Raw genomic sequence first — 20,996 nt, forward strand, 5'->3', positions numbered from 1 at the left:
GAGCCGTATGCCTTAATTGGGCGAGTACGGATCTGTGCGGGGGGCGCTCAGAAATGAGCGTCCCTACCGCGAACCGTAACAGCAACCGTAACCGAAACGCGCGTGCAGGAATCGGCGGCGATGGTGTGGAAACAGGACAGGGCGAACAAGAAGCCGTCTCCGAAAATGACGCTTGCGCACGCTGCCGTCAAAACTGGCCTGCTTCGAGAAGGATCAACATGCGCGCGGCGGCCTCCCGCGCCTGGCGGACGATTTCCTGGTCCTTCGGCTTGCGAAAGCCAAGCAGCGCGTCATCGAACAGAGATGCTTTGAGTAAGCCGGCAAACGTCGTCAAGGCTGCCAGCTTGTTCGATACCGACCATCCCATCTCCGGTGCCCACCTATCCAGATAATCAGAGAAAGCCGCAATGCGCCGCCCCACGGCTTCCTTCAGATAACGGCGTCGGAGCTCGGGAAAGCGATGCGCATCGCGGGCAACAACGCGATAGAGCGCAAGCTGATCCTCGGACAGGATATGTCGCAGATATTCCTCGCCCGCCAAAGCCAACCCCACATTCGGCCGCTTCGCGTACCATGACGGCTCAGCGGCCCCCGTGTCATCCGCTCCCTCAGCGCCGCCTTGATCGTGGGGCAAGCATGCGGCCTGCATCACGGCGCTGAAAAGTTCGTCTTTGGTCTCGAAGTGCCGATAGAGCGTCTTGATCGATACGCCTGCGTCTTCCGCGATCCTGTTCACCGAACTCTCCGCATAACCGCGGTCCAGAAACGCCTTCAGCGCGGCGTCGACGATCAGTGCGCGCTTGCGGGTCATCAAGCCCGCTTTCGGGTCGTCCTGGGACCAAGTTTTGATCATGCGAAAACCGCTCCTCGCGAGCCTTGACATCAATTTCATACGACAGTATCTACTGTCGTGTGAAATGACAGCGATCACTGTCGTTGTTGCCGATCATAGACTGGAGGTGTCCCGCTCGCAATTGGGCGGTGGCAGGCCATCCGGTGGGCAATCGCACGCGAACGGAGAGACCTGATGACTGCCGACGGATCCTGGAAGACCACGATTAATTCACCCATAGGGGTGCAGGAGGGCACGCTCGATATCCTCATCAGCGGTGACACCTTCAAAGGCACGATGAAAGGCCGGGCAGGTGCGCAGGAGATTTCCGGCGCGGTGGAAGGGAACCTCTTGACGTGGTCGGCTTCGATCACCCAGCCCGTGCCTGTGACGCTCGAGTTTACCGTGACCGTCGATGGCGACACGATGAACGGCAGCGTCAAGGCCGGCGCCTTCGGCACCTCGCCTCTAACGGGCGCGCGCGCCTGAAATAAGGGTCGACCCAAGCCTCGTGAGCTACGACCAAGCCCATTTCTGGGCTGGCCTTCGCGCGGGCGATGACCGTGCGCGCCGCCTTCCATCGAGCGTGGCGCGCCTCACCCCAAGGGTAACCAGTTTAAAGGATGCGCCGATGAACGCCATTCTGTCCGAGCCGCTGAAGTTGCCTTGCGGCGCAACGCTTTCCAATCGCCTGTGCAAGGCGGCCATGAGCGAGGGTATGGCGGGGGCGGACAACCGCTCGACGCCGCGGCTCGAAACCCTCTACCGGCGCTGGGCCGGATCCGGTGCCGGTCTCCTGCTGTCAGGCAATATCCAGGTCGATCGTTGGCATCTGGAGCGACCGCTGAACCTGGTCGTCGACGACGAAGGTGGGATGACCGAGTTGGCCAGGCTGGCGGCGGTGGGGCGCTCATATGGCAGCCACTTCTGGGCGCAACTCAATCATGCCGGCCGTCAGACCGACGCTGCGATCAACTCCGTACCGCTGGCGCCTTCGAACGTTGAAGTCGAGGTAATCCGGGGAACCGGCTACATTTTCGCACCGCCAAGGGCGATGACGGAAACTGAGATTGAACACGCCATCGCCCAGTTCGCCTTCTCGGCACGCAAAGTTCGCGAGGCGGGATTCACCGGGGTTCAGCTCCACGCAGCGCACGGCTATTTGATCTCACAATTTCTCAGCCCGCTCTCCAACAGACGGACGGATGGTTGGGGTGGATCACTCGAGCATCGATCGAGGTTTTTGCTACGAACGCTCACGGCCGTGCGCGGCGCCGTCGGTGCCGACTTTCCGATCGGGATCAAGCTCAACGCATCTGATTTTCAAAAGGGTGGCTTCACGAACGCGGAATGCCTGGAACTGGTGAAAGTGCTGAACACGTCAAGCCTGGACCTGTTGGAACTCTCAGGCGGCTCACTCGAACAGCCCAAGATCGTGGGTGTGGCCGTCAGAGACGAGGGCGAAGACAAGCCGCTGGCGAGCACCGTCAAGCGTGAAGCCTATTTCGTCGATTTCGCCGGCGCCGTCCGGGCGGCCGCCGCGATGCCGATCATGGTCACTGGCGGCTTCCGCACGGTCACGGGAATGGTCGAAGCTCTTGAGCGCGGCGAACTCGACCTCATCGGCCTAGGTCGTCCCTTGATCGCTGATCCGGAGACGCCCAGGCGTCTCCTCGCTGGGGAGATAGACCGCGCACCCGCGCCCGAGGCCGGACTGAATCTGTTCCATCTCCAGCAGTGGAACAACATGCAGCTTGAACGCCTGGGCGACGGGCTCGATCCGGACCTCTCGCTCGATAGCGCATGGGCCGCAGCGGAGTTCACGGCGATGGAGAAACGCAATACCGCGGCGGTCCTCGAGCTCCGGCGATGAGTGATCATCAGTCTGTCGCTGCGTGGTGCCTTGGGAAACAGCACGAACAATTTCCAACATCGAACGGATGCATGACATGACCAAAGTCAGGAAACTGCGGGTGGCAATCATCGGGGCCGGCGTGTCGGGCATAGCCGCGGCGATCAAGATGCGCAAAATCGGTATCGACGATGTCGTGCTGTTCGAAAAGGCGAGGGATCTCGGCGGCACCTGGCGCGACAACAGCTATCCAGGCCTGCAGTGCGATGTACCCTCGCACCTGTACCGCTTTTCCTTCGCGCCAAATCCCGATTGGAGCCACTTCTTTTCCCCGGGATCGGAAATACATGCCTATCTGAAGAACGTTGCGCGGGATCATGACGTCATTCCGCTCATTCGTTACGGGCAGGAAGTGAAACGGCTGGCGTACACATCGGGTAGCTGGCGAATCGAGACCAGCGTAGGCGATCAGGGCGAATTCGACGTGGTGATCGCAGCGACCGGCATTCTACACCATCCGGTTTACCCCGATATCGCCGGTGTCAAAGATTTTGAAGGCGTAGCGTTTCATAGTTCGCGCTGGGATCACGGCGTCTCGCTTAAAGGGAAGCGCGTCGGAATCATCGGTACGGGGTCGACCGCCGTGCAGATTCTGCCGGCAATCGTCGACGAGGCCGCCAAGGTCTTGCTATTCCAGCGGACCGCACAATGGATCCTCCCGCAACCAAACATCCCGATCTCGGAAGAGGAGCGATCGAAGTTTCGCGCCGAACCGCAATTGCTGCAGGCCCAGTACGACGGAGTCGCGCAGATCATCAACAACGTCTATGGCGCCGCGCTGGCCGGCGAGAACGCCGAGTTCTACAATTCCATTGCGCAGCGTTGCCGAGACAATCTCGCCACCGTTCGCGATCCGGACCTACGCGCCCGGCTCACACCCAACTACAAGGCAGGATGCAAGCGTCTGATCGTCTCCGACTTGTTCTATCCTGCCATCCAGCGGGAAAGCGCCGAGTTGGTGACGACCGCGATAGACCGCATCGAGGCCAACGGAATCCGGACGTCGGACGGCGTTCTCCATGAACTCGGCTTGATGGTGTTCGCGACGGGATTCAACCCGCACCAGTTGTTCCGCCCGATGCAGGTGATCGGGCGCGACGGCCGGTCGCTGAACGAAACCTGGGCCGACGGCAACGAAGCCTATCGCGGCGTCAGCGTACCCGGATTCCCCAACTTCTTCACGCTGGGCGGGCCGAATAGCCCAATCGGAAATTTTTCGTTCATCATGACCGCCGAGCGGCAACTGGACTATGTACTGCAATTGATGGACAAGCTTCGGTCCGGCGAGGCCCGCGAGATATCCGCCAAAGCCGAGCCGACCGCCGCTTACAATGCGTCGGTGAAAGAAAAGATGGCCGGCTCGATCTGGGCGTCCGGATGCAAGAGTTGGTACATCGACAAGAATGGAAATGTGGCGTCGTACCCATGGTCTTACGAGGTCTTCGAGCGTGACATGCGCGCACCGGTACTGGAGGATTTCGAGATCTCCTAGAGCCGCAGCCATCAAGGCCGAAACTGGTCGTTGGCCCGGGTTGAGCGAGAATGCGGTTCTGGGATCGTGAAGCACCATTGTGGTGGGTGGTGCGCCTTCACGTTGTTTGGATGCGCGTGTATGGCCCTGCTCTGAATTGCCGATGCGTAAGGGCCGGCAAACTGCCATTCTGACAAAGAGAAATTCTGTAACGGTCTCAATGGGCCAAAAACGCCGAAAATGTCAGAACGGCATTTAAAAGTTTCCCCGACTTCCAAGCTGAATACCGCATATCCCGCCGCTATTGAATCAGATGCTCAAGCCGCTGTTTCGAATAACAATTTGAGACGGTTGCGCGTCCCCGCAACCAAACTATCAGCCCTCGAAAACGCGCCGTTTTCGAGGGCTTTTTGCTGCCGCGGGCTCGTCACCGCTCGTCCATCACGCACCAGATCAGATCGCTGACATCGCCGGCCACCGGAAGAGAGCCGTCGGGATCGAGCGTGACCCCGACCGGTCGTCCACCGCTGCCCCCAATCGCAAACCGCCGTCGCGCACCGAGGTCAGATAATCGGAAGGTGTCTCGTCGCCCAGGCGATCGCGCTCGCTGGCCACGATACGGAGCTCGCCGGTTGCCGGGGCCCATGCAAGGCCCATCGGGGTGCGCAGGCCGCAGAGACGCGGCGCGCAGCCAGGTCGGGCAAGGCCACCATGCCGTCGGCATAGAAGGTCTCGCCGAGTTCGCGCGGTCTGTGCTGTCGATGCGCTCCGGGCCCCTAGTCCTGGGTCGAGGGATTTGAAGGGCGTTGCCCCTCAAATTCCCGGCAAGACGTTCTTCGTCGGAAAGGGCCGGCTAGTTAATGCAGCTTTGTTCACGCAGGCACGGAGTTTTCTCGTGCGAAACTCGCCACCTCCGCATGCGTTGCGAACCAGACGTCGCCTTTGGATTTGGCATGCCGGATCAGTTCGTCGATGATCCATATCGCGAGCGATAGCCGATGATATGCGGATGGGTCGTGAGCTGAAAAAGGCCGCCTTCCTCGTAGGCGGCATCGAATTCCCGACGGAAGATGTCGAACACGGCTTCGGGCGGAGTGTACGGTCGCAGCGACTGGAAACGGTGCATCATGAAATACACTGCGTCGTCGCGAATCCACTCCACTGGTAATTCCACGATACCGGTCGCCTCGCCGTCGAGCAGGAGCTCGTAACAATCCTCGTCCGCCATGAGCGATGAATCGTACAGCAGGCCCATCTCCTTCTCGATACGAAGTGTGTTCGGGCTGAAATCCCAGGACGGCGTCCGCAGGCCGACAGGCCGGACACTGGTAATGCGCTGGAGGGCGTCCGCCGAGCGGAACATGAGATCGCGCTCCGCCTCATAGGGCAGGACGGAATTGAGTTCATGGATCCAGCCATGGATCCCGATCTCGTGACCCTCTGCCACCACGCGACGCTGTTCGTCCTGGTGCAGCAGGGCGGCGACGGCCGGAACGTAGAAGGTGGCCGGCACGTCGTGCTTGCGCAGAAGGTTTAGAATCCTGGGCACACCCACGCGCGAGCCGTACTGTCCCCAGGCCAGGCGCCCGATGGACTTGCCGCCGTCGCGAAGCTCGTTGGTCTCATGGTCTGCATCGAACGACAATGCGAAGGCGGCGCGAGCGCCATTCTTCCAGGCTGCCGGACGATAGCTTTGGCCAGCGCGCACCTGATCGACCAGCCCGCGCCAATGCGCTTCTGGCCATTGCCATGGCTCGGCCGGAACAGCGGACGCTCCAGATGGTGTCGCAGATGATGTTTCTCCGCTCATGGCGCCCGCTCCCGATTTTGTACGTCAGCGAACTTTCGCGCGGATCATTTGCCATCGTCAACGGAGATAACCCGTCCGTTGACGCTACGCGCGCGATCGAGCGCGAGAGCCGTCTTGCGATCTCCTCACGCTCCCCTTTTAGAGCAGCTTCTCATGCGCGGTTTCGCGAAAGCTGGAGATCACTATGCCTGAAACGACAGCGGAAAATATCAAATAGTAAGTCGGCGAGATCGGCGAGCCTGTCGTGCTGATCAACCATGTTGCGATAAACGGTGCGAAGCCGCCGAAAATCGCGACGGCGACACTGTAACCGGTCGACATCAGCGTGGTGCGAGAATGTGTCTGGAACAGCTCCGAAAGTGCCGCCGGTCCTGCACCGGAGAAGGCCGCGATGAATACGTTAAAGACGATCTGGATCGCCACGATCGTCACCAGCGAAGGGCCCGAGAGGATGATGGAAAACAAGGGGTAGGGCAGAATAACGAAAGCGAGGCAGCAGACCAGCAGGAGTGGCTTGCGGCCGATCCTGTCCGACCACCAGCCGAAGAACGGCATCGTCATGACGAGGACCATCAAGGCAATGGCGTTGCACCAGAGTGCCTGCGTCTGCGATACCCCGGCATGCTTTGTCAGAAAAGTCGGCATATAGCTCAGCATGATGTAGTAGCAGACCGTCCAGACCACCGTGAAGCCGATGGCCTTGCCGAGCAGCACGAGCGGGCTTTCGAAATCATCGACCGTGTGGGACTTGGGCGCCCGTTGCGCCTCGATAAAGGCCGGAGTTTCCTTGATGTTCCGACGCATGTAAATTCCGACCGGAAGCAACACGCCGCCAAGTAAGAAGGGAATGCGCCATCCCCAGTCCTGCATCTGGTCCGGGGTGAATGTTTCCGCGATGACGGCGATGACGATGGTGCTGAGCAGGTACGAACTGGCGATCGATGCCTGGCCGATACCACCGAACAGACCACGCCGGCCTTCGGGCGCAGATTCGATAATAAAGGCGGTCGCGCCACCCCATTCACCTCCCGCGGCCAGGCCCTGGATCAGGCGCATCACGACAAGGAGAATGGGGGCCGCGACCCCGATCGTCGCATAGGTAGGCAGCAGACCGATGGCGATTGTTCCGATTGCCATGCCGAAGATCGTCAGCAACAGTGCAACCTTGCGGCCCTGTTTGTCGCCGATCCGTCCGATGACAATGCCGCCGAGCGGCCGAGCCAGGAAGCCGACGCCAAAAGCCGCGAAGGAGGCAAGCAGCCCTGCGGCCTCGCTTTCGCTGGGAAAGAAGTTGCGTGCGATCGTCGGTGCCAGAAACGCGTACACGATGAAATCGTAATATTCGAGGAGGCTGCCGATACAGGCGGCCATCAATTGGCGCCGTCTTTCGGCGAACGACATCTTGACGCTGACACGGCCCGGCAGCGTTTGAGCGATCACTCCTGCATCGGTCGTCATATTGTTGGCCCTCCCCGCTGTATTTTGCTGACCGGCGGCGACGAGCCTTAGTGGCTTCTTACGTCCGTCGTCAAAGTCATTGCGACAATTTCCGTCGTTGGTTAGCGGAGGCCCCGACAATTGCCACTAGCCTGTGAATTACGCTTGCTCCGAACTGCCGCTCGAAGGAATTAACCCAGGCCAATAGTGCCCATCCTTGGTTGGTCGTCGACCGAAAATTGCCTGGCCAACGCGGACGACGTCGGCGCCTTCCTCAATGGCCATTTCAAAGTCTCCCGTCATGCCCATCGAGAGCTGGTCGAGTCCGCTGGTGGGCATCGAAAGGCGCAATTGATCGCGAAGGCCGCGCAGCGACCGAAAGCATGCGCGCACACGATCGGCCTCGCCGGTCAGCACAGCCAGGGTCATCAGTCCCTGCGGTTTGAGGGTAGGGAACTCCGGCAGACGGCGCGCGAACGCTTCGACCTCGTTCGGCGGAAGACCATATTTGGAGGCCTCATTCGATGTGTTGACTTGAATGAAGACATCGATCTGGCGACCTGCTGACACGAGATGGCGATGAAGGGCCTCGGCAACTCGCAGACTGTCCAATGCATGAAACTCGGATGCGAACGTTACAAGCTGCTTGGCCTTGTTTGTTTGAAGGTGTCCAATAACGGCCCAGCGAACCTCCAGGTCTGATAGAGCATCAGACTTTGCAGCCGCCTCCTGGACTTTATTCTCTCCCAGACAATGAAGGCCCAGGCCGACGGCAACGCGGACGATACTGGCGGGGACGGTTTTCGTCACGGGCAAGAGCTGAATGGCAGAGCGCGGCCGATTGGCGCGTGCGCAGGCGGCTGCAATACGGCTCTCGAGTTGTAACAGATTTTGGCGAAATGTCGTCTCCGGATCGTCGCCAAATCGTTCGCGTTGAATTTCCGCTTCAGGCATCGTGATATAGGTCCGGTGGATGTCACTCTCAGAGAGCATCGAGAGGATACACCGGCCGCTTCAAATTCTCATACGAAAAAAGTGAGCTGTCCGAGCTCGTGACACCACGGCTGTCACATTCGACAAGCGCGGAACTGATCGGCTCAAACACCGGGCGGCAGTACATTCGTGACTTGAGTATGATGAAGCGTGCGCGGCGCGGATCGACGCCGACGCTTTCAAACACACCAAGATCCCACGGTTCGTGCCTGCGCTCGGATATCACGACGGTCGCGGCGCCCATATCCAGTACGGCGCAGCGGCCCATATACCCGCGCTGTCCGGTATAGGTCGGGCCCGTAATCGTATATTCACCATCAGTGATGGCCCGCACGATGCCGCCAACCCGCGTTGGACGGTTTGCAACACCGATCTTGGGGATCGCGCACTTGTTGCCCAACTCGATGTTCACCTGCGCGCCAACGCCGGCGCTGATGAGCTGGGCAACAGCATCCGGATCGCACAGCGGGCCGGCTATGATGCCGGAAAGCCCCAGCCGCAGTGCTTCATCCAGAGTGGTCATCGTGTCGCAGGTGCCGCCGGACGTGCAGTTGTCGCCGTGGTCGACCAGCAGCACCGGGCGCGTCGCGCCCTCCGCCAGGCTGAACGCTCTCGAAACCGATTGCGCCATCGGCTCGCTTTGGTAGATGAAGCCTTCGCGCTCGTCCCATACCTGTCGGGCAATACGTTCGGCGACCGCATCGGCGGCATCGCGGTCGCCGTTGCCCACCACCACGACGCTGAGATAGGGCGCTGCGATATCCGCGAGCGGGAAACCTGACAGGATCGACACCGCGAGCATTCCGTCGCGTTCAGCCTGGCGCGCGGCCTCCACCGCACGATACATGGAGCCGTGCGCTGTCGCGCTTTTCAACGTGTGCGTTAACAGCGGTGGTTGCCGCCATGCGATGACCGGCTTTGCCCGCCCTCCAAGCCGGGCGAACAGAATACGCGCCGCGTGTTCGCCGCACTCGTACATGTCGATGTGCGGAAAGGTCTTGAAGCTCACGATTACATCCGCATTGTCGATCATGTGCTGCGTCACATTCCCGTGCAAGTCCAGCGCCACTGCGATAGGCGTGGCGGGCGACTTGGCGCGCAGGCGTGCGAGCAAATCACCCTCGCCGTCGTTCGTTTGCTCGGAAACCATCGCTCCGTGAAGGTCCAGCAACACAGCGTCGCAATTGTGCGAAGCCTCGACGATTGCATCGCACATCACCGTATACGCTTGCGCCGCGACAGGGCCACTCGGGTTCGCCGTCGCGGAAATTGGTGTTACGATCTCCGCACCAGCTTGCTCCGCCGCATCGATGAACGCTGACATCGCAGTCCGCATCCCCTTCTGCTCACGATAGGCCTCCTCGCCAAAGGTGGGACCCGTGTTGCCAAACGCAGAAAGTGGAGTTTGTATCGGAGAAAAAGTGTTTGTCTCATGGTTCATCCGCGCGATTAGAATTTTCATCGTCGATCCTTCGTCCTGGTGCGCCGCTAAAGCTTCAAGAGGGACAGAGTTGTCCGGTCTGCGTCGCGGCTGAGCGGGAACTAACTATGCGGAGATAACTCAGCGACAGCGATCGGCTTCGTAAAACTGCTCACGAGCGCGCAAGTGAAAACATTCATGGCGAGCGCGAGGAAGCCAATGTTGATGTCTTTGACCATATCCGGCAGGAATGGAAACAACTGTGCGACGTTGGTGCGGGTAACTGTCGTTGCTGCTACCACCAGCACACCCACAACAATCCCGGCCATCGCGCCTTGCTTGGTCGCCAAGTTGCGCCTCGCGAGACTGCAGGCAAGCGCAGGAAAAAGCTGGGTGACGAAATTATATCCCATCAACAGCAGCGCCACGATCGTCTCCCCGCCCTGCAGCGCCAACACAACGGCCACAAGCGCGATGATCGGTACGAGAATGCGAGCCAGGGTGGTCACATTTGCATCGGTTGCCTGAGGTCGCACGGCGCCTCGATAGACGTCGTTGGCAAGGAGGGTCGAAGCTGAAATGAGCAGCATGGAACCGGGGACAAGCGCGGTCAGCACCCCGGCCGCACCGATCAGGCCGACGAACCACGGATCGAAAGTTTTAATAGACAGTTTGAGCAATGCAAGGTCGATATCGGGTCCGGCCAAGCCCGGCACGGTGAGCGTTGCCGCAAAACCGACGAAGAAGGCGAAAAGCAGAATCAACTGATAGAGTGGAAGCATTATCGCGTTTCGACGGAAGATACCCTCGTCCTTGGCCGTAAACACCGACCCGAATGTGTTCGGCCACATGTAGAATCCCAGCGTCGTGAGAAGGACCGTCGACTGAAACCAGATGACACTCGTACCTGTGGCGGGAAAAGTGAGGAAGTCAGGCTTCGCTTTCGCGATCGCCTCGAACATCGGGCCTATACTGCCATAGTAGTGAATCGGCAGGTAAATGCCCAGGAACAACACAATCGCCAGGATCAACAGATCCTTCAAAGCGGAATTCCAGGCGGAGCCGCGCACTCCGGACACGATCACATAAACGGCGACAACCACGGCTCCGATCCAGATAGCCACGGTAGACGAGATCGCACCGTAGGAGGCAACTGAGACGATAATGCCGAGTCCTTTGAGTTGCAGCATCAGGAAGGGGATCACCGCGGCAACGCCAACCAGCGCAACCAGCACTCCGAGTGCTGGGCTATCGTATTTATGCGCAAAGAAATGCGACTGCGAGACGAGTTGATGCGTTTTCGCATAACGCCAGATCGGTGGCATGAGCCAGTAAGAGAGAACGTAGGCGAGCGTCGGGTAGGCGAGGATGTAATATACAGGTGCGCCCTTCCCATAGGCGAAGCCGCTGCCGCCAAGGAATGTAAATGTTGTATAAATCTCGCCGGCCAGCAGCAGGAATACGAATATCGTCCCGAAACTGCGGCCACCAACTGCCCATTGTTCGAGATCCATGACGTGCCCGCGCCGTGCGCGTACGCCGATGTATAACGCCAGCGCTGTGACGATGCCGATGATGTAGAGCGCGCTCATGACTGTGTCTCCCCGGATTCAATGCCAGTCTTGGCGTTGGCGGGATCCAGCCAGTAGGTGATCGCCATGATGCCCGCAGTCAGGACGACCCATAGTACCATCCAGGCAAGTATCAGAGGCATGCCAAGGATCATCGGCTCGACGCGATTGACGAAGGGAACGCCTAGCAGAATGCCGATGAATGGAAGAGTTGACAGTAATCGAAGGGCCATGGGTGCGAAGCTCCGGATATGGTTGGTCGCGATACCTCGGTGGATACCCCCGCAGGAATCGCAGGCGCGATCAATGGTGGGCCGAGACAAATAATATCGGAAACGGTTCGAAGGCTTACCTCATCTGTGTCGACGACAAAAATCTCCGAGAGCATCCACAAAGAGATCAAGCTCCGCCTCACAATTGTAATAGTGAAGGGAGGCCCTCAGAACATTGTCCAGTTGCCGGTTTTCCATATCCAGGCGTGTCAGCGCCCTCTCAGAGATGCTGACATTGATGCGTCTGTTTGCCAGAAAGGTCCTGACTTCAGAAGGTTCGGAACCAGCAACCGAGAAGCTGACGATCCCGCAGCGACGGGTGCCGGTATCGTGGAGGCGAATTCGGGATACCCCGTGAAGCAGAGTGCGAAGCTTCTCGGCCATGTCGCCTGTGTATTTTTCGATGTTGCTTATGCCCCAGCCCCTGGCATGATCAACGGCAACCCCAAAAGCAATCTTTGCGGAGACGTTTGTCTCCCACGTCTCGAAGCGGCGCCCGTCGTCGTAGACGTCGTAGCCGTCCCGGGACGTCCACCCGGCGGCTCTCACGTCGAGCAGCATGGGTTCCTGGGAACGGCGCTGCTCGAATCGGCCGCCGCGGACGTAAAGAAGGCCGATCCCCCGTGGCCCACGCAGATACTTGCGGCTGCAGGTGGTCAAAATGTCAAATCCTCCCTCCTGCACGTCGATGAAAATCTGGCCCGCAGATTGGCAGGCGTCGAGGATATAAAGCGCTGACTCGTGAAGGAGTCCGCTCACTTTTGTTTCGCGTACGAGCCGTCCGATTTCGTTGACGGAGTTGACGACGCCATTGTTTGTTGGGACGTGGGTAATGCTGATCAATCTGATGGCTCGTCCGTGCTCAACAATGATGTCCATCAGAGAATCCATCGACAGCTCGCCGGTCGGGGTATTTTGCGCCACAACAACGCGGAGGCCGTAGCGGTGTTTTGCCTGAAGGATCGCCATGTAGTTGTTGGCGTATTCAAAATTGGACGTGACGACTACGTTTCCCTCTTCAAATTTGATGCCGGCGAAAATCAGACTCCACGCCCTCGAAGCGTTTTCCACGATTGAAATCTCCGAGACTGAACAGTTCAGTAACTTGGCGCAGGTCTCGTAGACGTGCTCTAATTCACGTGTGGCAGATTCGGCGGCTTCATACGCGCCCATACGCGCTTCGTCTCGCAAGTGTTTTATCGCCGCCTCCACGACACAATCAGGCATCAGCGAGGCGCCGGCATTGTTCAAATGAATAATGCGGTTGCACCCGGATGTCTGGCGGCGCGCCAGCATCCAATCGATGACGGGCTCACTGCTTGTTAGCCTCGGAGGAGCGAGCTCGCTGCGCATTGATTGAAGCTCCTTCAGGTCTGTCACGGTGCTACTCCATCGACGGTGGATTACGCGTTGTTGGGCCTGGGCTAGTTGATTTTCGCATGGCTAAGCGAGTTTCAAGTGTGGTGGTCAATCGGCTGAACTGGCCATGGTTACGTTCGCTCTGTTGGAGTTGGCTTGTGTACAAGGCCAAGCTCAGCCGAGGTCAGGTAACGCCACGTGGCCACGGCGAACTCCAGGCCAGCCATTACGAGCAGTGCGAAGAGCAATGCCTGGTAGCCGCCGCTGACGATGATGAAGCCTCCCAGTTTTGGAAAGGCGAATACACCGAGGAAGTAAAACAGGGAGAAATAGACGAGCGTGCGGGAACGAAGGTGTTCGTCTGATGCGTTGACGGCCTGTGCCTGGATGAGTGGATAGACGAGACCGTAGCTGAGGCCGAGAAGCAGTGAGCTCGCGCCATAAAGGATTTCGTTGTTCGATACCATCGAGAACATCGCCAGCGACAAGCACATAAGGGCGAGGAGCGCGATGGTGGTCTTCATCGGCTCGCGTCGATTGACAAAGCCGCTGACGAGAAAGCGGGCTCCGATGACTGCTGCCGTGTAACAGATAAAGAAGATGGAGAAGTTCAGCCCTTTCGAGGCAGCGAAAGTCGTTTGGAAATTCATCATGGAGCTGAATACACAGGCGCCGAGAAACACCATGACCAGCGGATATCTCGCCGGCGAGAGCATGATCATGCGGAACGCGGCCTTCTCGCCGCCTGGAAGCGATTCGCGTGTCGGTGCGTTGATGTGCAGACGTCGGCCGGCGGTGTAGAAGAGCAGGGCGCTCGCTGCCGCAAAAAGCATTGCGCCGATGAAAAGCTGCCAGTGCGCCACGCCGATTTTCAGAAGCTGCTGCGCCAGCACCGGCGTGAGCCCCATCCCTATGGCGTAGAATGCGGACAAAATGCTGAAGAACACCCCTCGATTGGCGTCGGTTACCAGGCCGGACAGCATGATCGGTGCGATGGTGAACGTCAGTCCCCAGCCGGCGCCGAGGAGAAATCCCGCGACGTAATAGAGTGGTGATATGGCGTGCACAAAGGCGAAGAGCGCTGCGCCTGCCGCATAACAGGAGGCGCCGATCGTTATGCTGGCGTGCAGGCGCCAGAGCTTCATCATTTGATTGGCGAGCGCCACGCACAGAAGTGTGCCGAACGCACCAGCAAAGAGAATGTTGCCGACCACCGCCTCGTTTCCTCCAAGAGCCTTGATGTAGAGTGGCAAGGTGAAGAACAAACCGTAAGCGGATGCGATGCACAGGCAGGCGAGGTAGACCAGCGCCCTAAGAAAGCTCTGCGACATCGGAGCGGAAGATGTCATGATCAGTCCTCTTTCTGCAGTGCGGTGGCCGTCAGAATTTCTTCGCGCGATGTTGGCGTATGTCGATAGTTGAGGGGGCGGCGAAGCGGCTCGGTCTCGTCGAAGAACTTTGCCATTGTCGGCTGATCTGCATGGCCTAGCTTTTGCCAGAGGTCTTCGCCGAGGCGAGGCATCAGCGGATGTACGAGCAGAGCGAAGCTCTTGAGCCACCAATATGCGCGGGCGGGTGTATCACAGTAGGACATGCCCGATGCCAGCCAGTCCTCGATAGCGCGCACGGCTCGGCGGAGCGAGAAATTGTTGGGAGAGAGAGCCGCGATCTGGGCCTTGAGCGCCTCCACGAAAGCATCCATCAGGGCTGGCGGGGGAGAGGTCGGCTCGACCTCGCATTCAATCTGGCGGGACGCGGCCGCGAGAGTTGCCTGGAGGCTGGCGCCGAAATCCTCGTTAACGAAGGAAACGAGCTCGTCGATATCGAGATTGCTCACCCACTCTTCGGGGCTGATCCTTGCCAGGAACATGCGAGCGAGATCGCTTGATATCGATGTGCGGCCCACCAGGTCGGACGCCCAAATGACATGGTTCCGACTGGTTGAGAACTTATGGTTCTCCAGATTGAGGAAGTAGTTGCCCAGATAGTGATCGAACGGTCTGTAGGCAGTGTGCTCGAGCGCGCTGCCGAGTACGCCGATCAGATAGAATGAAGCGTTGTCGAGGCCGAACGTCGCGATGGTGACAACGTTGGAGTCTGGATGGAATGGATGGACCGGATCCGATGTGAGCTGCTGATAGACGCTCCCGCACGTGAGTGAGTAACTGAAGAGACCCGTATGGCTGTACACGACATGGGGCAGATCACCGGCGGCCACCGGCCATGCAACGCCCCAGCGCCCTGGATTGGTTAGCCGCACATCCGTCTTGTGTTGAAGATAGACATCCGCCGCCCGTGTGAATGCATCGGGTAGATGCATGCGGGAGACGATTTCCCGGATTTTTTCCGGATCCGATAATTTGAGGAACAGGCTCTCCACTTCGACCTCCGAAGTGGCACCGCCACCGCGACTGCGCGGACTTTGGATCTCTTCAGGGCTGAAGTGCGCGCCGCAGTTCTCGCAGCAATATCCGCCTGCGTTCGCTCCGCAAACCGGACAGCGTCCGAGCAGCCAACATCCCATGATGAAGCGGTTGTCTTTCGGATCGTATGGTACCTTTTCCAACCGCCGCACGGCTTTTCCAGTTTCCGTGAAATGGCGGAGCACATCGAGCTGCATGCCGTCATGGAGGTCCTTCCACTGCGGATGCAGCGGAGAAATCCATTCGTCGTAGACGATGTCGAGGCTATGCAGGTCCTGATCAATCAGGTGGTGGTTCATCCGGGCGATCTCGGCGGGAGTTTCGCCGGTCTGCCCGCTCTTCAGCAGCACGTAGGATTCGTATGCATCGGATCCGGAGATAATCCAGACTTCGTGTCCCGCGCGTCGGAGGTGTCGCGCCAGTACATCGCATTTCAGGAATGGCCCGGCGACGTGGCCGAGATGCAGCCGGCCGTTCGGCGTCGGCATCACGGGGATGATCAGATGTCGACGCGGTTCGCCGGTCAATCTGCGGGCCAAGTGAGTTCCTGGGGTCTGGTGGCCGTCGGGACTGGCTGGTGTCATTGCAGGGTATCTCCGAGGAGGTCGAGCGCTGCTTCGGCAATTGCCGGCGATAGGCGATAGCCGGATCCGGAGCAGGCGAGGGCGTGTGCGACACGCGGCGACTGCGGGTCGCGGGCAATGGCCGGCACGCGTGTGGGGCTATAGGCATCGCAGAAGACGCGGCCTCCCCGGGTTCGGTCCAGCAGTGCCGGTGCGTAACGTGTCAAAGTGCGAGCCGCCGTGGCGCGGTCGCGTGCGCTGAGGGACAGCCGAGAGATCTCTGGCTCAACGTCCCAGTCTTCGCTGGCAAAGCAGAATATCCAGCGCCCGTTCTGGGGATCGGGAAGGAGATAGGCGTCGTCTTCCGCGAAGTAGACGATAGGGTCGTCAGTCGTCGCCGCAAGATCGGCGTGCAGGGCAGCAACCTTTTTGATTCGCAGCCCGTTCTCCGGAAGGCGCTGCTGATGCAGGTTCAGCCAGGGACCGGTGGCGCGCACCAGATGGCGGCTGCGAATGACCTGGCCGTCGGCTGTGAAGATGTCGCAGCCGTCGGGGCGGTCAGTGAGCGCCGTCACGTGAACTCCCTCGTAACAGGCGACGTCGGGGAGTTGCCGGAGTCGGGCGAGCAGATGCATGACCGTTTGGCTCGGATTGCCATGCCAGGCCGCCGTATCGACAAGAATTGCATCGTCGGGGGAGAGGGACAGGACCGGCAGGCTGTGTTGCAGGGCAGCCATCTCGTCCGCTGTCGGGGAATGTGCGGCGTCGCTCGTCAACAGCATGCGGAACGCGGCCATGCGATCTGCCCCGGCAACCCAGAACACGGGAATTTTGCGAGCCGGCAGGGGGCCGGCCCAGCGGTCCAGATCTGCGAAGATTTCCTCGCTGCGCCGAACGAAGCGGCGATGTGTATCTGTGATACCGAACGGAATGCGGACGGCGCCGCCATAGAGAGACGTGCCACTGCCGGCGAGCGATCGATCGAGAACAGCGATACTGAGGGCAGGATGCGTTCGCTTGGCAATGCAGGCAACCATCATGCCCACAATCCCGGCGCCGACCACCGCCAAGTCGAATTCGTTGTCGAATTCGTCAGCCATGCGCGTTCCACCACACGGAGAAGAGCTTCAACTCCTGATCACCGACATTGCGTAGCTGATGAGGGCGTTGGGACTGGAAATAAGTGACCGACCCCGGCTCAAGCTGCACGGTTTCCCCAGCCGAGATGAGTTCACCGCGGCCGGAAATGACGACCCAGCATTCGCGCATCGCGTGTTCGTCCATGGGCGTGGTGGCGGCGGGCGGGACAGTGACGATGCCCGCCTTGAATGGCGCTGCCCAGGTGTCGCCGTCGTTGAAGTCAAGTTCTTTGAGGCGCGTCCCGCCGGGGTAGTCCTCAACGTGGTGGACCGACATCAATGAGCTTTTGATCATAGGGCTTGCTTCACTTGTTGCTGCGATATGAGCGACAACGTCCTTTCGATGAACTGGTCGCTCTGCGGGGTCTGGAAATGCTCATACCCCAGCAGGCTGTTGATAATCGTGGCGCTGCGCCAAGCCATGAGACTCAGATTGGGGTCTGCGACGCCATGGGTCTGTTGCGCCGCGTTCTGCAGGTAGAGGCGGTTGCTGCATGGCATGCGCCACTGTGCTGAGAAGTCGCGCCGGAGGCGCAGGTATCCGTCCTCGATCTCGAACATGTGTGCGATGTTCTCAAGGAAGGGCGGAATGAAAGCCTCGTAACCCGTCGCCAACACCACCAGGTCGGAAGTGAGACTGGTTGGTGCGCCTGTCTTCGTATCGGAGAAGGTCAGCTGCGATTCCGCACCGACGCGCTGCAGATCTGTTAGCTCCTGATCGACCAGGAGTCGCAAATTGACATTGCGGCGTTCGAGGTATTTTGCCCGATAGATCTCCTGATAGATCTCACGCAAGGTGCTGGACGAGATGCCATCGCTCGCGAGTTTTTGCGTTGCAAGGGCATCCCGGCGGCTGCCGAGATCCATGCCGTGGAAATATTCCGCGTATAATGGTGTGAAATACTCGTTCGTGAAGGGCGTTTCGTCGAGCGGACTGAAGTTGTAACGGCGTGTCACCCAGTTGATGTTGACCGGGGCGCCGCTGCCGTTGCTGCGGACGAAGTGGAGGAAAATCTCGGCCGCGCTTTGTCCGCCGCCCACGACTGTTACGGTGCGTGGCGGTGGCACGTTTGCGATGCGTTCGAGGAATCTCCCGGCGTGGAAGACGGAGGCACCGAGATGTTGCCTGGCGCAGGCGGGGATTCGGTCACGGCGGCCGATCCCGACAACGACGTGCTTGCACAACACCTCGAGATTGGGCTCGATGCGGGCGACAAACAGGCCGTCGCGATGGGTTAGCTGTTCGACGCCTTGTCCGAAGTGAAGATTGGGCAGGCGTGACGCCACCCATGACATGTACTCAGTGAACTCCGCTCGTGTGATGCGGTCGAAGTCGGCATTGATGAATTGATGCAGGCGCCGATGTGAATGCAGAAAGTTGATAAAGGAATGTCGGCTCGTCGGGTCGGCAAAGGAGACAAGGTCTTTGAGGAAAGATGTCTGCAAGAGGGCGTCACGGAAGAGGAGGCCTGGATGCCAGGTAAAAGCGCTCTTGCGTTCGAAAAATGCACTGGCAAGATGCGGAACGCCATCGAGAAGAGCTGCAGTGCTCAGATTGAAGGGTCCTATGCCGATACCGATAACATCGTAGATGCCGGCTGTGGCAGCTGCCATGATTCCAACCCTTTTCCGCTGCGCGGGTTTGTTAGTTTCGATGAGTAACCATCGGCCACAGTCTGACGCCCGGCTCAATGGCGACCGCGATATCGTTCAGCCTTGAATGCTGTTTAGCTTTGGATGTTGTTTAGCCTTGCCTATTCGGCAGCGCCGATGACGGTACCCTGCATCTTCGTGACATTGCGGGTGTCGATCGATCCGCCAAGGACGACCGCGGGCATAGGCTTGCGGGCCGTGAGATCGGCATCCGTCATAGTATTCCTCCCCAGCAAATGTTCGTGTTTTGATTGTTAGAAGGTAGCCCTTAGTCTAAAACTGGGTCTATCATTCAGCGATTGTGGGCAAATAGACAGATCCACTTCGATTTGTCTCCACGAACCACTTGCGATTGGGGGAAGTGTTGGCAACAAGCTCGCGCCGGCGAGAGGACAGCGGTTATCTGGTCGATATCGCTGTTGATCGGTCGTCCGATCTGCCGGTTGCTCGTCAACTCTATCTCGCGATACGCGCGGCGATTCTCGGGGGGCGCTTGCAAGCCAATGCGCGGCTACCTTCCACCCGCACCGCGGCGCGACTCTGGAACGTCGGGCGAGGGACGGTCATCGAAGCCTATGAGACGTTGTTGGGTGAGGGCTTTGCCGATGGTCGGCTGGGTTCGGGCACCTATGTGGCGGCCGATGTGCCGAACCGAGCGAGCCGCCCGAGCCGTCCCAGCCGCAGTGGGCCGGCGGGCACCGGGTTGGAATGTTCTCTTTCTCGTGCCGCCCTTGCGATTATCAAGGAGCCGAGGTTGCTCGATGTGCCACCTCAGGACGCCTTCGTTATGGGCCGAGCCGTGCTGGATGAAAGAACGCGCGGAATTCTCAAGCGCATTGGTAATCGCCATCTCGCGGTCCTGGCGGGCCACTATTGCGATCCACAGGGAGAGGGGTGGCTCCGCGAGGCGGTATCCATCTATCTAAGGGCGGCCCGCGGTGTACGCTGCGAGCCGGACCGTATCTTCATCACAGCCGGCTCGCAGCAGGCGATCGATCTCGCCATTCGCACCTTGATCAATCCCGACGACGTGATGGCCATCGAGAATCCGAGTTATCCGCCGGCTCGGCTTGCGGCCATGGCCCATAACGCCAGGCTCTCCCCCGTGCCAGTCGATGACAATGGCATCGACGTTTCGGTGCTTGCCGGCCTCGCTGAAAAACCCCGTGCGGTCTATGTGACACCTTCACACCAATATCCAACCGGAGCGGTCCTCTCCATGGCTCGGCGTCTGGCGCTCCTGGATTGGGCGACGTCAACGGGTGCCTGGATCTTGGAAGACGACTACGACAGCGAATTCCGTTATGACGAGCGTCCCCTCGCCGCACTGCAGGGGATCGATGAGCACGACCGAGTCATATATATCGGAACCTTCAGTAAGGCTCTGCTGCCCGGCTTGCGCATCGGGTATCTGGTGGTGCCGATCGACCTGGTACCGGCTTTCCGGGCAATGCGAGCGCTGCTCGATCGTTTTCCTGCTCCTTTCCACCAATTGGTCGTCGCGGATTTTCTGGCCGAGGGCCATTTTTCAGGCCATCTGCGGCGGTTACGCGATGCCTACCGAGCCTCCCGCGACATGCTCGTGCCCTTGCTGCAAGAGCGTCTCGCAAAACATTTGCACGTTAGTTTACCGCGCCAGGGGATTCATCTCCTTGCGCGGCTCCGGGCGGGTCGCAAGGATGTCGGCATCGCGCATGCCGCCCTGCGGGCAGGGGTCACGGTCATGCCCGTGTCTCCAATGCATATTGGACCGAAGCCTCCCCAGGGGCTCGTGTTTGGTTTCGCGGGGCTTACAAGCCGGGAAGCGGATCTCGGCACAAAGAGGCTGGCCAAGGTGTTTGAACAGAGCGCGACCACTGGCTGAGGTTTCTGTCGGGATATGTCGCTAGCTTGCAGCAGGGCCCTGCGGATGGGCGGCTCTTGCGGCCATGTTGCCTCGCCGCGCAGCCTTCCAAGTGAGGTTCGGACGATGTCGATCCGGTGGTCGGAACGATCACCGCCGTTCTTTTGCCGATTCCGATCAAGTGTGATGTACATCACGCATGCGCGTTCATTTCGGACTTATCGTGCGAAGCAAGCACAAGCGTATCCGTTCGCACCAGGCACTGGTTTATAGCGCTTTCCAGCGTCTTTATTTGACT

At 59.4% G+C, this 20,996-nt stretch carries 16 protein-coding genes and 2 pseudogenes; 4 read left to right on the forward strand and 14 right to left on the reverse strand.

Going from position 1 to position 20,996, the window contains the following annotated elements; all coding sequences use genetic code 11:
- Positions 1-187 precede the first annotated feature (187 nt).
- Positions 188-811 carry a TetR/AcrR family transcriptional regulator gene (locus RS897_RS16930; RefSeq protein WP_315837662.1) on the reverse strand — a complete coding sequence of 208 codons (624 nt, stop codon included), beginning with the start codon at positions 809-811 and terminating at the stop codon, positions 188-190.
- A 216-nt stretch (positions 812-1,027) separates the two neighbouring features.
- Here RS897_RS16930 and RS897_RS16935 point away from each other — a divergent pair, with 216 nt between their 5' ends.
- From RS897_RS16935 to RS897_RS16945, 3 genes are all read left to right on the forward strand, one after another.
- Positions 1,028-1,321, forward strand: coding sequence for a hypothetical protein (locus RS897_RS16935; RefSeq protein ID WP_315837663.1), 294 nt, complete (start codon positions 1,028-1,030; stop codon positions 1,319-1,321).
- Between the two features lie 142 nt (positions 1,322-1,463).
- Complete coding sequence (locus tag RS897_RS16940; protein WP_315837664.1) at positions 1,464-2,705, forward strand: NADH:flavin oxidoreductase/NADH oxidase family protein; 1,242 nt, start codon at positions 1,464-1,466, stop codon at positions 2,703-2,705.
- 76 nt (positions 2,706-2,781) lie between these two features.
- Positions 2,782-4,236, forward strand: a complete 1,455-nt coding sequence (locus RS897_RS16945) for a flavin-containing monooxygenase (RefSeq protein ID WP_315837665.1) — start codon at positions 2,782-2,784, stop codon at positions 4,234-4,236.
- 492 nt (positions 4,237-4,728) lie between these two features.
- On the opposite strand, the pseudogene RS897_RS42290 reads toward RS897_RS16945, so the two are convergent.
- From RS897_RS42290 to RS897_RS17010, 13 genes and pseudogenes are all read right to left on the reverse strand, one after another.
- Positions 4,729-4,887, reverse strand: a pseudogene (locus tag RS897_RS42290) (sorbosone dehydrogenase family protein); the annotation flags it as partial.
- 200 nt (positions 4,888-5,087) lie between these two features.
- A pseudogene (locus RS897_RS16955) lies at positions 5,088-6,025 on the reverse strand (polysaccharide deacetylase family protein).
- 138 nt (positions 6,026-6,163) lie between these two features.
- A complete protein-coding gene (locus tag RS897_RS16960) occupies positions 6,164-7,483 on the reverse strand; it encodes an MFS transporter (RefSeq protein WP_315837666.1) in 1,320 nt (439 codons plus the stop codon).
- A gap of 138 nt (positions 7,484-7,621) precedes the next feature.
- Positions 7,622-8,416, reverse strand: a complete 795-nt coding sequence (locus RS897_RS16965; RefSeq protein WP_315837667.1) for a YggS family pyridoxal phosphate-dependent enzyme — start codon at positions 8,414-8,416, stop codon at positions 7,622-7,624.
- 28 nt (positions 8,417-8,444) lie between these two features.
- Entirely contained in the window at positions 8,445-9,917 is a 1,473-nt protein-coding gene (locus tag RS897_RS16970) for a M81 family metallopeptidase (protein ID WP_315837668.1), read from the reverse strand.
- Positions 9,918-9,997: 80 nt separating this feature from the next.
- Positions 9,998-11,467, reverse strand: a complete 1,470-nt coding sequence (locus RS897_RS16975; protein WP_315837669.1) for a sodium:solute symporter family protein — start codon at positions 11,465-11,467, stop codon at positions 9,998-10,000.
- On the reverse strand, positions 11,464-11,679 hold the full coding sequence (locus RS897_RS16980) for a DUF3311 domain-containing protein (RefSeq protein WP_315837670.1): 216 nt from the start codon (positions 11,677-11,679) through the stop codon (positions 11,464-11,466). The genes RS897_RS16975 and RS897_RS16980 overlap by 4 nt, the downstream gene beginning before the upstream one ends.
- Before the next feature lie 120 nt (positions 11,680-11,799).
- Positions 11,800-13,098 carry an aminotransferase class V-fold PLP-dependent enzyme gene (locus tag RS897_RS16985; protein ID WP_315837671.1) on the reverse strand — a complete coding sequence of 433 codons (1,299 nt, stop codon included), beginning with the start codon at positions 13,096-13,098 and terminating at the stop codon, positions 11,800-11,802.
- Between the two features lie 110 nt (positions 13,099-13,208).
- A complete protein-coding gene (locus RS897_RS16990) occupies positions 13,209-14,426 on the reverse strand; it encodes an MFS transporter (protein ID WP_315837672.1) in 1,218 nt (405 codons plus the stop codon).
- A 2-nt stretch (positions 14,427-14,428) separates the two neighbouring features.
- Positions 14,429-16,084 carry a class I tRNA ligase family protein gene (locus RS897_RS16995; RefSeq protein WP_315837673.1) on the reverse strand — a complete coding sequence of 552 codons (1,656 nt, stop codon included), beginning with the start codon at positions 16,082-16,084 and terminating at the stop codon, positions 14,429-14,431.
- Complete coding sequence (locus RS897_RS17000; RefSeq protein ID WP_315837674.1) at positions 16,081-17,163, reverse strand: NAD(P)/FAD-dependent oxidoreductase; 1,083 nt, start codon at positions 17,161-17,163, stop codon at positions 16,081-16,083. Before RS897_RS17000 ends, RS897_RS16995 begins: the two co-directional genes overlap by 4 nt.
- The gene (locus RS897_RS17005; protein WP_315837675.1) at positions 17,156-17,497 is read right to left on the reverse strand and encodes a cupin domain-containing protein; all 342 of its coding nucleotides are present in this window, start codon (positions 17,495-17,497) and stop codon (positions 17,156-17,158) included. Before RS897_RS17005 ends, RS897_RS17000 begins: the two co-directional genes overlap by 8 nt.
- Positions 17,494-18,816 (reverse strand): lysine N(6)-hydroxylase/L-ornithine N(5)-oxygenase family protein, encoded by a 1,323-nt coding sequence (locus RS897_RS17010; protein ID WP_315837676.1) that lies wholly within the window; start codon positions 18,814-18,816, stop codon positions 17,494-17,496. The genes RS897_RS17005 and RS897_RS17010 overlap by 4 nt, the downstream gene beginning before the upstream one ends.
- 403 nt (positions 18,817-19,219) lie before the next feature.
- On the opposite strand from RS897_RS17010, the gene pdxR reads away from it, so the two are divergent.
- Complete coding sequence (pdxR, locus tag RS897_RS17015) at positions 19,220-20,719, forward strand: MocR-like pyridoxine biosynthesis transcription factor PdxR (RefSeq protein WP_315837677.1); 1,500 nt, start codon at positions 19,220-19,222, stop codon at positions 20,717-20,719.
- Positions 20,720-20,996 lie beyond the last annotated feature (277 nt).

The organism is Bradyrhizobium prioriisuperbiae (genome assembly GCF_032397745.1).
Classification (GTDB): domain Bacteria; phylum Pseudomonadota; class Alphaproteobacteria; order Rhizobiales; family Xanthobacteraceae; genus Bradyrhizobium_A; species Bradyrhizobium_A prioriisuperbiae.

Excerpts from the sequence above, each read along its gene's own strand:
- RS897_RS16990 (WP_315837672.1), bottom strand. The coding sequence starts at position 14,426 with ATGACATCTTCCGCTCCGATGTCGCAGAGCTTTCTTAGGGCGCTGGTC.
- RS897_RS17010 (WP_315837676.1), bottom strand. The coding sequence starts at position 18,816 with ATGGCAGCTGCCACAGCCGGCATCTACGATGTTATCGGTATCGGCATA.
- RS897_RS16995 (WP_315837673.1), bottom strand. The coding sequence starts at position 16,084 with ATGACACCAGCCAGTCCCGACGGCCACCAGACCCCAGGAACTCACTTG.
- RS897_RS16980 (WP_315837670.1), bottom strand. The coding sequence starts at position 11,679 with ATGGCCCTTCGATTACTGTCAACTCTTCCATTCATCGGCATTCTGCTA.
- RS897_RS16960 (WP_315837666.1), bottom strand. The coding sequence starts at position 7,483 with ATGACGACCGATGCAGGAGTGATCGCTCAAACGCTGCCGGGCCGTGTC.
- RS897_RS17005 (WP_315837675.1), bottom strand. The coding sequence starts at position 17,497 with ATGATCAAAAGCTCATTGATGTCGGTCCACCACGTTGAGGACTACCCC.
- RS897_RS16975 (WP_315837669.1), bottom strand. The coding sequence starts at position 11,467 with ATGAGCGCGCTCTACATCATCGGCATCGTCACAGCGCTGGCGTTATAC.
- RS897_RS16945 (WP_315837665.1), top strand. The coding sequence starts at position 2,782 with ATGACCAAAGTCAGGAAACTGCGGGTGGCAATCATCGGGGCCGGCGTG.
- RS897_RS16935 (WP_315837663.1), top strand. The coding sequence starts at position 1,028 with ATGACTGCCGACGGATCCTGGAAGACCACGATTAATTCACCCATAGGG.
- RS897_RS16970 (WP_315837668.1), bottom strand. The coding sequence starts at position 9,917 with ATGAAAATTCTAATCGCGCGGATGAACCATGAGACAAACACTTTTTCT.
- RS897_RS16930 (WP_315837662.1), bottom strand. The coding sequence starts at position 811 with ATGACCCGCAAGCGCGCACTGATCGTCGACGCCGCGCTGAAGGCGTTT.
- RS897_RS16940 (WP_315837664.1), top strand. The coding sequence starts at position 1,464 with ATGAACGCCATTCTGTCCGAGCCGCTGAAGTTGCCTTGCGGCGCAACG.
- RS897_RS16965 (WP_315837667.1), bottom strand. The coding sequence starts at position 8,416 with ATGCCTGAAGCGGAAATTCAACGCGAACGATTTGGCGACGATCCGGAG.
- RS897_RS17000 (WP_315837674.1), bottom strand. The coding sequence starts at position 17,163 with ATGGCTGACGAATTCGACAACGAATTCGACTTGGCGGTGGTCGGCGCC.